Consider the following 15022-nt stretch of genomic DNA (forward strand, 5'->3'; position numbering starts at 1 on the left):
CTGCTGAGCCGAGCGGCGCTGATTCGGCGGCCAGTTCGGCTTACTTCTTCGCCTACCCATTGGTGGAGCGGTCCCTTTCGCTAGGCGTCCGGAGATCGGGCAGCGGCACGCCGAGGTAGGCAGCCGCGGTGTCTTGCGCAAGCCGCCAGGCGGTCTCACCGTAGTCGAGGTTCAACGGCACCGCGGCGGCGTGGGCACCACCGATGTTCCGGTCCATCGATACATTCGTGAGGTCGCTGAGCAGCGTCGGCCGAGCCGCGGCCACCTGGCGGAACGGATGGTCGGGCGTGCTGTTGGCGGCGCTGACGAGCGAGGCGGCTAGCAGCACGGGGGTCGTCGCCCGGTCAGGGTGTCGGATTCCCCGCCGGAGCTTTTCGGCCTCCACCACGCCAAGCTGCGCGTGTTCGCCGAACGACATGCCGAGCTGCCGGCAGTAGGTGCCGAGCTGCCGGGCGAGTGGATCCCGCAGCTGTTCGACGACCCGTGGCGGTGGCCGATGCCGAGCCACGAGGTCGCGTAGCACGAGCTCGTGCAGCCGCCAGGAGTACCGCGCGACGTCGCCCACCTCGGGACTGCCGTCGCCGCGCCGACGTGCCCGGTCGATCTCTCGCTCGAGCAGCGTGAGCAGCTCAAACACGGCGTCGTGGTCGCGTACCCGGGCGGTGAACCGGTGCTCGAGCGTCTCGGCGATGCTGCGCCGCAGCTTGACCTCGATGAGGTCGGACTCGGCCAGGAGGCCCTCAGTCCGGCGGCCGATGAACTGTTGGATGTGGTCGCGCAGCCGGGCCGACCGCTGGATCTGGGTCGCCACCAGCCGCCGCAGGTAGGGGCTGGTGTGCCCGCCGAACGGGCTCATCGCGTCCCACGTCACCGTGGTTTCGCCACCCTCGTCACGCCTCCGGGCGAGCAGTGGCAGTGGGATCCACACCGGCTGCCCATCGGTCATCACTGACACGCGCGAAACTACCCGCTCGGGCGGGCCGGCCTGCCAACGCCGCGTCCGTCCGCCGCCCTGCCTTTTGGCGGTTTCGCCGCGGGAGACGGCCTCCACGACCTGCTCGTGAGCCGGTGGCTCGGTACTGTTCCAGCCGCCGGGATAAACGGCGAACGCGTGCATCCGCAGCGGCGCGCCTGCGGTGCGCAGCTGCAGCGTCGCCGCTGTCCGACTCTGCCAGTCGCATTGGCAGTGACCCGGTTCGACGGTCGAGGCCGGCCAGAGCGTGCCGGTCGTCACGTCCTGGTAGACGTAGGTAGTGATGACCCGTGTGGGGTCGGGGAATCCACCCTGCAGGACGTGGCGGCCGTTTGTCGTGATGACGCCATACTGGTCGAGGTACTTCAGCGCGCGCAGGTCGGAGCGGACCAACTCGACGAGGTCGTCCTGGAGTCCGAGGAGCCTGCCGATGTCGGCCGCCTCACGTAGGCCAGCGCGGGCCAGGCCCAGCACCGCTGCCTGGAACACGTTGAGCCGGTCCTCGTGCACCAGCGGCGACACGACGCGGTACCGCAGCGCCGGCCAGAGGAGCCACCGCTGCCGACCCCGGAACTCGGCGAAGTCGGGCCGGACGACCGGGCACTCAGGTCCGAACCCCGGCACCTTGCACCCCCTCACAGAATTCGCGAAACGCGACAATACCCTCGGCGACGGACCGGCCCGGCCGGCCTGGCAGCTCCGGCGTGGCCGCCCGGTCTGCCATGGCGGCGTCCCCGACGGCGATAAGCAACCGGCGTTGTCGGCTCATCGCCACACACATGCGGCTGTCGCTGAGCAGGTGCCCGTACCTCTGCACGGCCTCGGCGGGACCGCCCAGGGGCCGCGGGACCTGACTGCTGCGCGTCACGGACAGCAGCACGACGTCGAATTCCATGCCCTGAAACGCGTCCACGGTGCCTACCCGCAGCCTCTGCCGCGGCCGCTCCTCGTTCGTGAACTGCATCGCCGGCACGGGCATGAAGGTGCCGTCGTCGTCGACCACGGCCAGCCCGGCCTGCTGCAACTCAGCCTCCAGCAGCTCCTGCTGGGCCTTGTAGAACGTGATTACACCGAACGAGAGCCGCCGCTCCCGGTCCAGCTCGGCCAGCTCGGACAGCTCCCGGACCAGCCGACGGGCCTCGGCGGGCCGGGTCCAGCTCGTCCCGGACCGCTTCTCGTCTCCGTCCCGTCGCGGCACGTCGATCCAGGCCGCCACCTTGCCGGCGTAGGTCGACAACTCGTGGGTCAGCCGTGCTGTCGACGGATCGGGCTTGATCACGTCGGGGCCGCCGTAGAAGACCTCGCTCACGAACCGGCCGAGTGCGGGATGCATGCGGAACTGCGTGTCCAGCACGATCGTTCGCGCCGCCGGCTTCTCGTCGGCGAACAGGTCAAACCAGCGCTCGAAAAGGCTTTGCGACAGCTCCGAGCCGTCGAGGGAGCGGTTGCGGCGCAGCTCCCGCTCGACCTTCTGCTCCAAGACGTGCGGCAGCTGCTTGTGGTCGCCGACGAGGACGATGCGCCGACGAGCGAACGCCATCGGGATCATCAGGTCGAGCGGATTCGCCCGCGCCGCCTCGTCGACGACGACGGTATCGAACACGGGCAGCGGCGCGTCGAGCAGCCGCGACATCTCCTCCGAGTTCGACTGCTGGACAGTCGAGGCGAGCACGGCGTTGTAACGGGCCAGCGTCGACTCCACGAGGGCCAAGTCCTCCCGCAGATCGTCGCGGTAGGCCAGCAGGACCTCGTCCGCGCTGTCGGCAGTCTCGGCGGCCTCCTCCGCCACCGCGTCCGCGACGAGGTGCAGCAGCGCCTCCACGTCGGGATCGTGCATCGGCGCGTGGAGCAAGGCGGTGTCGGCGGCGAGCCGACCGAGCAGCTCGACGCGTAGCGCGGCGAGTTCGGCCAGCAGGCCGTCACCGCTGTCGCCGACCTCCGCAGCGGCCTCCAGCAACTGCCGGGCCGGCTTGTCGAGCAGCCGGTCCAGCTCGCGCAACGCCCGGACGGCGCGCTGCGGACCGTCGTCGGCGAACGCGACCGCAGTGACGCGCAGCGACCGCGCCTCCCGCGCCAGCCGTTCCCGCTCGTCGCCGGCCAGCGTCACGGCGACCCGGTCGACCACGGCCCGGTCAGCCAGCAGGTGGTCGAGCTCGTCCCGCAGCACGCCGGGCAAGCGGGTACCCGCCAGCTCCTTGACGGTGCCGAGGAGCGCGACCAGGTCGGAACCGCTCATCGGGTGCCGCTCGTAGGCCGACGCGAGCTCCCGCAGCTTTCGCGCAGCGTCGTGGCGGGCGGACGCAGGCCGGTGCTCCTGCAGGTACCGCTCGACCGTCGCGACCACGCCGTCGCGCCATTCGCGGGAGCTCTCCCAGTCGCGGCCCGGCCGCGCCCCGACCCGCGTCGGTGGCAGGCCGTGCCGGCGTGCCTTGCGGGCGACGTTGTCGACCGCGTCGTGCTGCACGCTGGAAAGCAGGATCCGCTGCATCGACACCGTGCGCTCGCCCAGATCGTCCAGGCAGCGCAGCAGGTCCGCGATGAAACGGGTCTTGCCGCTGCCCGGCGGCCCCTGCACGAGCAAGACGTCTGGAGTTCGCAGCGCCATGTGCAGCGCGGCCCGCTGGACATCGGTGGGGGCCGGGCCATCAGAGCCATTGATAGCCGCAGCGATAGCCTTCTCGTGAGCCCTCTCAGCGCGCGGATGCGCTCCCGGCCGCGGCACCCCCTCGATAAGCAGCCGCAGCCCGGGCATCTCGGCCTGGTCGGTCTCAATCCGTTCGCGGGCTAGGTCTCGGCGGCGCAGGCGGACCCGGTCCCCGGAGAGCGACTGGAACAGGTGGCCGGTCGGCGGGGGCGCGTCCTCTCCGCCAACAGCGAGGTCGACGGTCCAGTTGTTCCTGACCACGTACCGCACCTCGCCGTGCACGCCGGCACCCGGCCGCCCGCGTCCGCCGTGCAGCTCGGGCGGGAGGTTGGCGGACGCCTCTAGCTGCAGCCTTCCGCTGAACGAGGCCACCGCCCGGAGGAAGGCTGCGGCGCGATCGTCGGGCTGCAGCTCGAAGCGCCAGAGCCCATCCGCGGTGACCTGACACGAGCGGTATCGGGCGGAACCCATACGCCGGGCTTCGTCGACCAGCGACTCGCGCTCAATCTCGTTGTACGCCTGCCAAAGGTCCAGATATGTCCGCCCGTTCGAGGTGAGCCCCTGCAAGGCGGCCCGGATGACCTCACTGGCGGCGGCCTCATCACCCCGGTCGACGAACCGCAGGTCGATTGGGCTGAGCCGGAACCAGCGAGCGTGCTGCCGAGAAGACGCGTCGGTGAGGCGCACGAGGCGCAGGGCGTCGTCAGCGAGGGCGATGTCGGCGACCCATCGCCGACCGTGCAGAGTGAGGGCGCGGACGCCGGATCCCAACTCACTGCCCGGCCCTCCGCTATGGACGAACCGCTCCTCCGTCTGACCCGGCAGCGCGGGAAGGGCGAATTCCTCGCGCAGCCAGTCCCGGATCGGGTCGAAACCCGTCACCGCCCGCTGAGTGGCGATCCGCACCTGTTCGGCCACGCCGTCATCAATGCCGACGGTCATGCTCGCTCCGATATCCGCGGTAGCGAACGCGTGGCACTGCAGGCCGATTTGCTGCGGGGTGACGTCGACGACCCACGACACGACCCTGCGCCCAGCTGCGGTGAGCCAATCCACCGTTTCCTGGTCCGTGACCGGAAGCCGGATTGGCTGGCCGCCGCCGATTGCGGGCGCCACCTCGAACTCCGCCCGGCCGGTCCGGTGGCGGAGCACGACCTCCCGGTTCTTGGCGTACTTGTCGGCGAGCTTAATTAGCCACCGCGGGACCGAAGTGGCCGGGCCGGTGGGCAGCGACACGATGCGGATCTCGCCCGGCCTCAACTGCTCAGCGAACACGTGACCTCCGCTGGCTGCGGCACCAGCATTCGGTGCGGCCGGCTGTCGTCACCGAAGTGCCACGTCCACGCCGCGGACAGCGGCTCGTCGGCGCGACCGCCCGGCAACAGCGACCGCCCCAGGCCGCCCTTCGGCGGAACCCGGCGGATTACGCTAGTGCCCCGGTTCCGGACGACCAGGCTGTCCCCACCGTCCCAGTCAACCTCAGCGACCACCGCAAGAGGATCCGCGGCCCCGCGGTGCACGGTACGAGCAGTGACGAGCAGCGGCCGGTCCGCCTGAACAAACAAGGTCAGGCTCTTGTCCTCCAGCGTCAGTGGACGCCGGTCGCCGAGCCACGGGAACTGTTCTCGTACCAGCACCGGGACGACCGCCGGGCGAACGGCGCCGCACCACGGGCAGCGGTCCTTCGCCACAACGTAGCTGTGCGGACACTTTGAACACTGCACACACCGGTCGGCCGCGCCGTCGAGTGCGGCGGCCCATTCGCCGGCGCCCGGCCGGGAGCGAGGGTCGTGCATGCCGTCTTCGAAGGTCCGCCGGAACAGGGCCAGCAGCTGCCGCGTCAGGACCCGCTCGGCCGGGTAGCCGTAAGCGGTCCGGTTTCGGTCGTCTGTGCTGTGCTCGATCCAAGGCAGGAGGCCGTGTAGGGCGTCGTCCTCCAGCTCAGCCGGTCCCTGGTCAACGTAGTCCCCGATGAGCGGGTGATTCGTGGTGAGGGTCTCGTAGGCCAGGACCGCGAACGAGTAAACGTCGCTGAACACGGTGTTGCCGGATGCGCCCCGCAGCACCTCCGGCGCCGCGTAGTAGGCGGTGATGAGGCGGTATGAGCCGGGACCGCTCTCCGTTTGAAGGTTGTCCGCATCGACGAGCCACACCTCGTCGTGCTCCGGCTGGGCGGAGACGAGCACGTTGCCGGGCGAGACGTCGCCGTAGACGATGCCACGGTCGTGCAGCGTCCCGAGGATCGCGGCGCACCGGGCGAGCAGCCGCAGCCGACGGCGCAGCCCGCCACCCTGCGCGTACCAGCCCGCGACGTCGTCGCTTGTAGGTGCGCAGACCGCACTGAACGCGACCATGTCCTGCAGAAGCTCCATCACGTAGCCGACGTGAGGTGCGGCCAGTGGCTCCAAGGGGCGACAGATCGGGACACCCTGAAGCGGCAGCCAGCGTAGCCGGCCCAGGCGGTCCTCAAGGCGCATCGCCGAGCCGCCGTTGCAGAGCTTCACCGCCAGCCCGCCGTGGTGGGTGCGGAACACCACGCCCTCGCCGCCTTGGCCCAGCGGTGGATCGAGGACTAGTTCCAGATGTTGACCGCTTCGCGCCGTCCGCACGCTCGATGGCCAGTCTGCCGCCAGCTGACCGGCCATCAGTCGAACTCCTCCAGCCGCACCGCCTGTTGACCCGTGCGCTCGTGCAGAGTGGTCGTGACCGTGGCCGTAACCCACCGGAACAGTCCGCTGATGTCGTGAACCTGGTCGGTCCTCAGGACGTTCACGCCGGGGGTGCTGAACGTGCGCAATACCTCATCAGCCTCGGCCGTCCGGTCCGTGCCGATGCCGACGGCCACCCGCAACGCGCGGCTCCCCCAGCGCGAGGACAGCAGGTCGTCCAACGGTGCTTCCCAGTCGTCGGTCGGCATGCCGTCCGAGACCAGCACGAGTGCCGGTGGGAACGCCCGCTCCGACACCGCCTCGGCGTCGTCGAGCAACTCGCGGACCCGGGTGAACGCGCTGCCCATTGGCGTGCGGCCGCGAGGAGTCAGATCGACCCAGACAGCTCGCGACGCAGGGACCATCGCCTGGTGCAGCACGGCCTCGTCGCCGCCGAAGGCCACCACCGCCACGTGGATCTCACCCCGAACGGAGTCCTCCGCGCCGAATGCGTCGAACATCGCCGCGATGCTCCGGTTGAGCTGAGCAATCTTGTCGCCCTCCATGCTGCCGCTGACGTCCGCCAACACGATCACCGGCATCGGCCGGGGCGCCCTCCGGGACCGGGACGCAAGCGTGTCGGGCCGTACCATCGCGGGTTCCACCACAGAGTTCACTCCTCCGCCACTCGTCAAACGACGCCACTGCGCCCAATATCGACGAACCTCGCGATGGCGCAGAGCCGGTCAGGATCGCAGACATACAACCCAGACGTCAAGCGGCCAGAAGGTTGAACGACGCCTACCGCAGCGTTCCGTCAGAGGTCACGGGACGCCACTCGTCCGACCGGGTGCCAGCCGCTAGCGGCCAGGGTTACCGTGAGCCGACTCGGGGGGCCATGGTCCACGTTCTGCCTCGGACCACCCCGTAGCGGTCTGACCACACCTGTTCGCCGTTGAACGCGATCGTCAGCCCATGGGTCCATCGCAACACCAGCTCGCCCACCCCGAGCTGCCCGCTGAGGCGTCGTGCCAAGCTCACTGTGGAATCCGCCTGCGAGTATTGCTGGATCCGGTCGAGCCACAGGGTCGGCCCCGGGCACGTCAGAATTCTCAACCTGCCTAAGCCCTTCCAGTCGACATGGGTGTAGTCGACTGGCCGCGCGAGCCAACCGGTGTAGGCGTTAGTTCCGGCCTGCGCGGGCGGGAGCTTGAACTCCACACCGAAGGTGACCACGTCATCGCGCCAAGGAGTGAGATCCCTTGGGCGGATGATCGCGTCAATGCGGGCCTGCCGGCCCGAGCAATGCCGTCCGGGCCATTCCCGGCGGATGTGGAACGCCGGCCGAAGGCGGTCGAGCACCGCCTCGGCCAGTTCCGTCTCTGAGGTGAAGTTGTTGAGTGGCACTTTGTATGGATGGCCTGCCGATGACACCAGGGGCCCGACCGGGTCCGGCTCACCCGCCAGAGGGCGGAACGCTGCCAACAAGACACCTCCCATGGTCGGGACAACCAATCATGGCCGGGTCAAGAGCGGCCCGGCCTCAGGGGCATATGAGGGCTGCTGGTGGGCCGAGGTGTCCTCAGCGCCCGCGATCCCGCGGATCACCTGTCTGCCGCTCTGCCGCCGCCGCATCAGCAGCGTGAGCGGGGGCACCGAAGTTGTCGTCGAACCAGCGGATGAAGCCCAGGGTGTCGCCCCACTGGGCGGCGATGCGGGTGTGGATGGCCCGCTGGTCATGGCCCGGCAGGAACAGTCGCGCGCCCGCGACCGCCTCGCCGCAACTGCAGGCACAGGTGCGCTGGTGGTCGACCGAGTGGTCGGGGTAGGTCACTGGGTTGCGGTAGTTATCGAGGGCGGGCTGGTTGATCAGCGCGTCATGGACCGGGTGGCCAGGCTCGAGTATCCGGCCGACGACGGCGCGCTTGCCGCCGGCGACGTTCTCGATGCCGGTGTTCTCGATGACGGCCACGTTCATGCCGGTGATGAGGGAGGAGAAGACGGTGTACCGCTGGCGTTCGGCTCGGGAGCCGAGCGACCAGATGCCGCGGTTGCGGTCGTAGATCTGCTGCGGGGTCTGCTCCGGGGTCCAGCCGACCCAGTCGCGGCTCATCGGGTCATCGTCGTCGGCGGGACGGGGTGCACCGATCTTCAGGTGGATCATGTAGCTCCTAACTGATAACGCTGTTGGCTTGCGGTATCAGAGTAAGTCCAAAGCGGATACCTGACAACCCTTAGGCATGCACTTTGTGTCCATGCCGAAGGAACGAGTTGGGGCAGCTCAGCTCACGGCATGTGACGAGTCGTCAGAGCGGCGAAGATTTACTGCAGCCGCCGGCAGGCTGGGGGCGTCTCCGCCGAACTGGTAGACCTCGTGCGCGCGCAGCCGCAGCCTGCGTTCTTTGTTAACCCGTCGCCGGTGGACCGGCGCGTGGCCCAGCAGGCCATGACGACCGTGGGCGGGTGGGGTGTCGAGGCCGTTCTCCCCGGTAGGGGGTGGCTCGGGCATGGAGCCACCCCACCAGCAGGACTTACGTCAAGATGATCCACACCGAGATCAGCAGTATGGCCATGACGGCGGCGACGGTGACGGCAATGGGCGTCTTCATCGACCGTGCGCCGTCGAGGTTGCCGTTCTCGCCGGCGGCCCGCATCACCGCCGACGAGAACCCACTCCCGGGCGCTATTGGTCGCCGAATGCGGGGTGGCGGGCATGACCGGCGTGACCTCGCTGGCGCCGCGGCCCTGGCGCCAGCAACACAGGGTGCCGCATAGGACTATCAGCGAGGGCCAGCCGGGTCGTACGCCGCCGACGCGGGGCACGACGTCACGATGAAGGCAGCCGAGGACGCGGTGAAGCCGCGGAAGAGTCGGCCCCAGCGCCAAAGCTGACCGGTCTGGAGCGGTACCCCGCAGTTGAGGGAACCAGCACGACGTGTGCCAGACGGCGTCCCGGGGAGGAAACGCCGCTGTGAGGTGGAGAGGAAGACGTGACTCAGCCCTAGGCGTCTCGCTTGGTGACAAAGGTGACTGCCGTGAGAATCAAGGTGGCCATGCCGCCGAACGTTGCACCGCCTGAGGCCAACGCCTTGCCGACACTCGGCTCGGAAGCCCAAGAGACCCAGCTGGCGATTGTCCCTGCGAGGCTGGCTGCCAAGATCGCGATGGCCAGCCAGAGCACGCGAACCACGAAACCGCTCACCATCTATAACCCTTCGCGGGACAGGCTCGTCCCTTTCATGGGCTGGTGAGACCCCGAGGCAAAACTCCGGTCGTGGTTGGTGAATCCACTGTTGAGGACGAACCAGCCCCCCGCAAGTGAACGTGAACGTCATCACATGCGTCGGTCGGAGCCAAACCGGGTGGTGCCGGGTCCGCTCGCTTGTGCCTCGTCACACTTCATAACGAGTTTGAAGGCGGTGAGCACGACGAGCAAGGTCGCGCCGAAGGCGCCGCCCTAGCGAGCAGAGCCGTGCCCACCTTGGGCACGATCGACCAGATGACTCAAACGGTGAGCAGACTGGCTGTGAGCAGCGCGACGACCAGCAGCAGGAGCGCCGGCTCATCGACCAGGTGCGCGGCTGCCAGCGCACGTTCGCAGAGCCTCGGCCGCGCGGCTACTGCCCGCGCTCGGTTCGGCGCGGCCGCGCCGTCGCCCGACCGCCGGGCAAGGGGACACCGGCTGCCTCGGTCCGGCGTCCACCGAGGATTCTCCCGAGTTCAGCCGGCGCACCGTCGCCGAGCAGGGACGGATTCTCCTCGACCAGCGCCATGATGGCTGCCCGGAGACGGTCTGCGGTCGGCGCCTCCACCGTGCTATCCAGCACCAGGAGGTCATTGACGTCCTCGATCCGGGCTTCCCGGAGAACCCTGAGCTGCTCGTCGTTGTACAGCCGGGTCACGAGGGCCGCCAGGAAACGGTTCTGTGCTTCGTCGGTGCTCATGCTGGCCCGGTACGCCTCGAGTGCGTCGACCACTTCCTGCGTCTCGGTCGGGGACGCGGCCTCTGCCGCCGGGACATGCTGGGCGCGGGTGGCCGGGCCGGCGGTCCCGCGGAATATGAATCGATTCCACGTCGACGTCACGACAGGCACCGCCTGCTCCAGCCATCTCGTCACATGCGGTTGGGCTTTCTGTACTGCGGCAGTGAGCAGGGCGGTGAGCATCTCCCTGTCCCGCTCCGACAACCACGGCTCCACCGGTGCCGCCGGTCTGTCGGGCCCGCTCGAATCCTCGGTGTAGACCCACAGATCTTCTTCGTCGTCCTCGTCGATGTCGCTCAGCGTGACGTGACGTGACCGAGCTTGTTGGTGCCATCTTCACGGGTTAGGGGGCTGTACTCGCCGGGTTTCTTCTGCGACTTCGACAGATGCGATCCGTCGTCGTACTCAACCCACATCTTTTTCCGAGGCATTCGCCGCCCCTGTCCCCAGGCCGGATCCAAGGTCGCAAGTCTATTGCCCCGGAACCGCTGCTGTCTTGTGGCGATGGCCTTTGGCGGGGCGGGTTAGCGGTTACATCGGTCAGGAGCGCCTCCGGCGCGTACGGACAGGGCCCCGATGCGCGACGCCGCGCCGGCGCTGCCTTGCGGCACAGGCGCACGTATGGCAGCTGTGCTGCGTGATGGTGCTGGCCCGATTGGTGCGAGCGTGCCACAGCATGATCATCAGTGGCTAGACGTTGCTGGCTGCGGGGCGATGCTGGACGGGGTTCACGGGCGGTTCGCGGGCATAGCCGTACCGCCCGTGACAGCCGAGTCGCCGTCGGGACCTACTCGCCATTGTCGGGGTTCCGACAGACCCGCTGGCCATTCCGTACGCCGGCAGAGCCATTTGGCTGATCGCCTTCAATGTCGAACCGATCACATACTGTGCTGGTGAGGTACCTCGTCGATGAAGTGCGGCTGACCCCAGGTGATCTCGCCGACTGGACGGTCGACCGTAACGAGGACACCGCACAGGGACGCTGCCCTGCCTGCCACCATCGCATGACGTACGACTTCGAGTCGGACGCTGTGGCGCAGGGCATCGCGCCGCGCGAAGCGGACGGAGCCCCGCGCCGCATCGACTGCCGTTGCAGGCAGAGCCATCTGGAAGGCGTGACGCGGCACCCGTCCTGCGGCCGCTGGTGGTATGCGCGGATCCGGCCCGAGGGCCACGTGCCGCCGGTGGTGCCGGAGCTCGACGAGACCCTCAAGCTCGCGGCAGACGAGCTGGCCGCGTCCGGTCGTGTGGCGCAGGAGGCGGCGGTGCGCGCGGCCGCCGAGAAGTGGGTTGCTGGTGTCACCGCGCTGCTCGGGTTATTCAGCCTCAGCGGGATTGCGTTCGGCAAGGATGCGTTCGGCGGCGTTGCCGGGGTGGCGAAGGGGGTGCTAGCCACGGCGCTAATCCTCGCCGTCGTCGTCGCCGCTTTGGCCGTGATCTCGACATACTGCGCCGCGTACGGCTGGCCGCGGGTGGTCGATACCTCGAACGTCTCGGGGCTGCGCAAGTGGTGGCGGAAGCGCCGGGCCGCACCGCGCGCAGCCGCCGACAACCTGCGCCGCGGCGTGTACTTGGCGTTGACGGCGGTTGTGGCGCTCTGCGTGGCAGCGGGCATCATCTGGTTTGGGTCAGCGCCGCCGACGCCACGGGTAGAGGTGACCCAGACCGACGGCTCAACGGTCTGCGGCGACTTGGTCAGCAGTACCGCCGCCGGGACGATCCGGATACACAGCGCCGCCGGGCGGGTGCAGACGATCGCCGCCGGTGACATCGCAAAGGTGTCCAACGTCGCGAAGTGCGAGCAATGATGGCCGTAACGGCCGCGTGCGACCACGACGAGAGCACCTTGTACCACCACCGATGCCCGGCCGAGGGGGAGAGCCAGGCGGGCGTACACGCGCTCGTAATCGGAGTCAGTGATTACCGGCCTCCGCGGCGCCTCGGAAAGCGGCGGTTCCCGATACTGCGCGGCACCGCGCCGGCGGCCTCGCACTTCGCACGCTTCCTCGTCGACGATTTCCGCCATCCGCGCGGGATGCCGCTACGCACAGTTCGGCTGTTGATGTCGCCCCTGCCGGACCAGTCCGACTACCTGCTCACCGGTGCCCGGACATGGCAAGAGGCCAGCTACGACCATGTGACCGACGCGCTAGAGGCCTGGGCCACAGACTGCAACGACCACGCCGACAACGTCGCGCTGCTGTACGTGGCGGCCCACGGAGTGATCACGCCGAACGAGGCGCAGTGGGCGTTCCTGTCCCGGGCCGGGTACGTCGACGAACCGTACAACTACGCCATGAACCTGACGGTGATCCGGCAGAATATGTCCTTCCGCCGAGCCCGGGTGAACCTCTTTGTGTGGGACCTGTGCGCCGTCGTCCGGGACGTGCCGCCGAACAGCGGCAGCGGTGGCATCGGCATCGGGCCTCCCGAGGCCGCGGCCTGCGAGGAGCATCAGGGCACCACTAACCAGGTCGTCATCTCGCCCCGCATCGGGACGGAGACCTGGTCACTCAGCTCGCGCCTCGGCACTGTTCTGTCGCAGGCACTGGTCGGACGGGACACCGCCGAGTTCCGCGAGCGCCTCATGTGCCGGGCCGGCGCCATCGGCGAGGACAACCGGTACGCAGTCACCCCCCGCCGGCTCCGCCAGCTGCTACCGCCGACCGTGCGCGACCTGCTCCGTGACCGGCAGGGCAAGGCCGAGCCCGTGGTAACTGCCTGGGACTACGACGTCGGGCTCAATCAGCCGGAGCCAGCCCCGACGTTCCACGTCGAGCTGCACTGGCAGCCATCCACCGCCGGGGAGACCCTCGGTGTCGAGGTCCTCGATGGCGGCACCGACGCCGTGGTGGCGCGTCACGAGCTGAGCGGCCGGGCGGTCAGTGTACCGCTGACCGCCGGCGTCTACTGGGTGCACACGACCGCATCGCAGCGGCCGTACCAGCTCACGGTCGTCGCCGATCGGCGCATCGCTGCGGCGACCGGAAAGGACGCGCCGTGACGATGCCCCGACTTTCCCATGTGGATGACGCGAGCGTCACCGTGACGTGGCGGCGGCAGGAGCGGCCCGACGGTGAGCTTTTCGCGTTCGTGCCGGTGCGGATCCGGGCCGCCGGCGGGTTCGACATCGTCACAGCGCCCGGCGAACGGACTCCAGTACCGCCCGGCCGGATCGTCCTTGAGGTTGAGGTGCCTGGGCACGCACCGCTCATCTACACCATCGCAGTCGAGCGGGGCGAACGCCACGAGGCGGTGCTGTCGCCGGAGATGTTGGTGCCCGAACCGGGCGCGGCCGGCAGGCAGGAGGCGCCACGCGGCCTCGCCGTCGAGGTCGTGCCATGGAGCCGGCCGGTCGTCCCACCGCCGATAAGACGGGACGACGTTGTGCTGCGCCCGGTCGAGGGCGGGGTCACGATTGCCCGGCAGGCGGGCATCGCCCTGTCCGCCGGCATCGAGTTGGTCACCCGCGTTACGCCGCGCCGGCTACTCGCCGTGCCACCGGTCTCGGCGGGTGATGCGTACCGGCTGGTCTGGCACCGTCCGCAGGCGTTGGATCGCCGTCCGCGCATCGAGCCGACCGACCCGGGTGGCCGCCTGCTCATGGACTACCTGCTGACCGGGCGGTACCGGCTGGCCGCTGTAGCGGCGCGGTACGTCGACCGGGCACGCGGCGACGCTGATCCGCTCAAGTGGGTGGTCCCCTCCTACACGCAGCTGCTCATCGGGTACTCCTACGCCCTCGGCCGGGACCGCCGGCGCTTGTCCGCGTGGTGCGAACGCACCGCTGCTTCAACGGAACTGGGCCCGGACGGTCTTGTGCTGGCCGCCGAGGCTGCGTGGCAGCGCGACCGGCCGCAAGAAGCGCGCGACCTACTGATCCGCGCCACAGAGCTGCCGACCGTGACCGTCGGCGGGGAGCTGGGCGTCCGGCTGGCCACCCTAATCGCCGCTCGGTCCGCAGAGCCCGATCCCGCGTTGCTCGCGATCGGCAACCGCTGGCTGCCGGTACTGACGTGCGCCGACGGGAACGCCGCCAACCTGTCCGTCGCCGAGACCCACACGATGAGTCCGGACATCGAGGGCGCTCCACGCCTCGACCAGCTGCGCTGGATCGTCCACTACGCGCTCTCCCGCTGGCGTTACGCGCGCCTGCGCGCCCGTGTCATCGAGTTCGCTCTTACCGAGGAGAAGCCCATGAAGTCAGTACGCCACGGCGTCCTGCTGCTCGTCGTTGGCCTGACCTTGGCCGTCGGGCTGTCCCTGCTATTCGAGCGGATCACCGCCGGGTCGAACGCGTGGCTCGCGATCGGGGCGTTGCAGGCGCTGGTCTTCCTGGCGATCGGCGCATCCGCGGGGTCATACCACTACCAACGGTTGCTGGCCGAGACCAGCAACCGTGCGGACGAAGCCGAGGCGCGGGCGCGGGAATACCACGACGCAGCGATCAAAGGCCGCGCACTCGCCGCCGTGCTGTACGCCGACGCGCAGGACAGCGAGACATCCGTTCGCCATGCCCGCATCGCTCACGAGATCTTCCATCCGCGCCGGGTCAAAGTATCGCAACCGCCCGAGCTGGCGGAGTAGCCACCGGCTCTGCTGGTCGATCTGTCGCCTTTGGCGCCGAATACGCTCGACGAACCACCAGCAGCGACGACTGACCCTCGGACTCACAACATCATCACGCTTATCGTACTATCCCCTCATTGCCGAACATTTGCACAGATAGCTATCTCGGTAGGGTTGCCTGGCGTTCGGGGTGGGCAGCGTGCAC

General features: G+C 68.9%; 12 protein-coding genes. 4 read left to right on the plus strand and 8 right to left on the minus strand.

What is annotated here, in order from left to right; translation table 11 throughout:
* Positions 1-52 precede the first annotated feature (52 nt).
* From RMN56_RS20735 to RMN56_RS20765, 7 genes are all read right to left on the minus strand, one after another.
* Positions 53-1495, minus strand: coding sequence for a hypothetical protein (locus RMN56_RS20735; RefSeq protein WP_313719166.1), 1443 nt, complete (start codon positions 1493-1495; stop codon positions 53-55).
* A gap of 82 nt (positions 1496-1577) precedes the next feature.
* Positions 1578-4892, minus strand: a complete 3315-nt coding sequence (locus tag RMN56_RS20740) for a DEAD/DEAH box helicase (protein ID WP_313719167.1) — start codon at positions 4890-4892, stop codon at positions 1578-1580.
* Positions 4874-6262 (minus strand): protein kinase domain-containing protein, encoded by a 1389-nt coding sequence (locus RMN56_RS20745; protein ID WP_313719168.1) that lies wholly within the window; start codon positions 6260-6262, stop codon positions 4874-4876. Before RMN56_RS20745 ends, RMN56_RS20740 begins: the two co-directional genes overlap by 19 nt.
* Positions 6262-6867, minus strand: a complete 606-nt coding sequence (locus RMN56_RS20750; protein ID WP_313719169.1) for a vWA domain-containing protein — start codon at positions 6865-6867, stop codon at positions 6262-6264. The genes RMN56_RS20745 and RMN56_RS20750 overlap by 1 nt, the downstream gene beginning before the upstream one ends.
* Positions 6868-7138: 271 nt before the next feature.
* Complete coding sequence (locus tag RMN56_RS20755; RefSeq protein WP_313719171.1) at positions 7139-7672, minus strand: hypothetical protein; 534 nt, start codon at positions 7670-7672, stop codon at positions 7139-7141.
* Positions 7673-7847: 175 nt separating this feature from the next.
* Complete coding sequence (locus RMN56_RS20760) at positions 7848-8429, minus strand: hypothetical protein (protein WP_313719173.1); 582 nt, start codon at positions 8427-8429, stop codon at positions 7848-7850.
* Between the two features lie 367 nt (positions 8430-8796).
* Positions 8797-8922 (minus strand): hypothetical protein, encoded by a 126-nt coding sequence (locus RMN56_RS20765; protein ID WP_313719174.1) that lies wholly within the window; start codon positions 8920-8922, stop codon positions 8797-8799.
* A gap of 378 nt (positions 8923-9300) precedes the next feature.
* On the opposite strand from RMN56_RS20765, the gene RMN56_RS20770 reads away from it, so the two are divergent.
* Positions 9301-9516 (plus strand): hypothetical protein, encoded by a 216-nt coding sequence (locus RMN56_RS20770; RefSeq protein ID WP_313719175.1) that lies wholly within the window; start codon positions 9301-9303, stop codon positions 9514-9516.
* A 366-nt stretch (positions 9517-9882) separates the two neighbouring features.
* Here RMN56_RS20770 and RMN56_RS20775 read toward each other — a convergent pair whose 3' ends face one another.
* Positions 9883-10431: a hypothetical protein gene (locus tag RMN56_RS20775; RefSeq protein ID WP_313719176.1), complete on the minus strand. Its 549-nt coding sequence runs from the start codon at positions 10429-10431 to the stop codon at positions 9883-9885.
* 710 nt (positions 10432-11141) lie between these two features.
* On the opposite strand from RMN56_RS20775, the gene RMN56_RS20780 reads away from it, so the two are divergent.
* The 3 genes from RMN56_RS20780 to RMN56_RS20790 are packed head-to-tail and all read left to right on the plus strand — an operon-like array spanning position 11142 to position 14835.
* Complete coding sequence (locus tag RMN56_RS20780; protein ID WP_313719177.1) at positions 11142-12056, plus strand: hypothetical protein; 915 nt, start codon at positions 11142-11144, stop codon at positions 12054-12056.
* The gene (locus tag RMN56_RS20785) at positions 12044-13252 is read left to right on the plus strand and encodes a hypothetical protein (protein ID WP_376787212.1); all 1209 of its coding nucleotides are present in this window, start codon (positions 12044-12046) and stop codon (positions 13250-13252) included. The genes RMN56_RS20780 and RMN56_RS20785 overlap by 13 nt, the downstream gene beginning before the upstream one ends.
* Positions 13249-14835 (plus strand): hypothetical protein, encoded by a 1587-nt coding sequence (locus tag RMN56_RS20790; protein WP_313719178.1) that lies wholly within the window; start codon positions 13249-13251, stop codon positions 14833-14835. Before RMN56_RS20785 ends, RMN56_RS20790 begins: the two co-directional genes overlap by 4 nt.
* Positions 14836-15022: the final 187 nt, after the last annotated feature.

This window comes from Micromonospora halotolerans (assembly GCF_032108445.1).
In the GTDB taxonomy this organism is placed as follows: Bacteria; Actinomycetota; Actinomycetes; order Mycobacteriales; family Micromonosporaceae; genus Micromonospora; species Micromonospora halotolerans.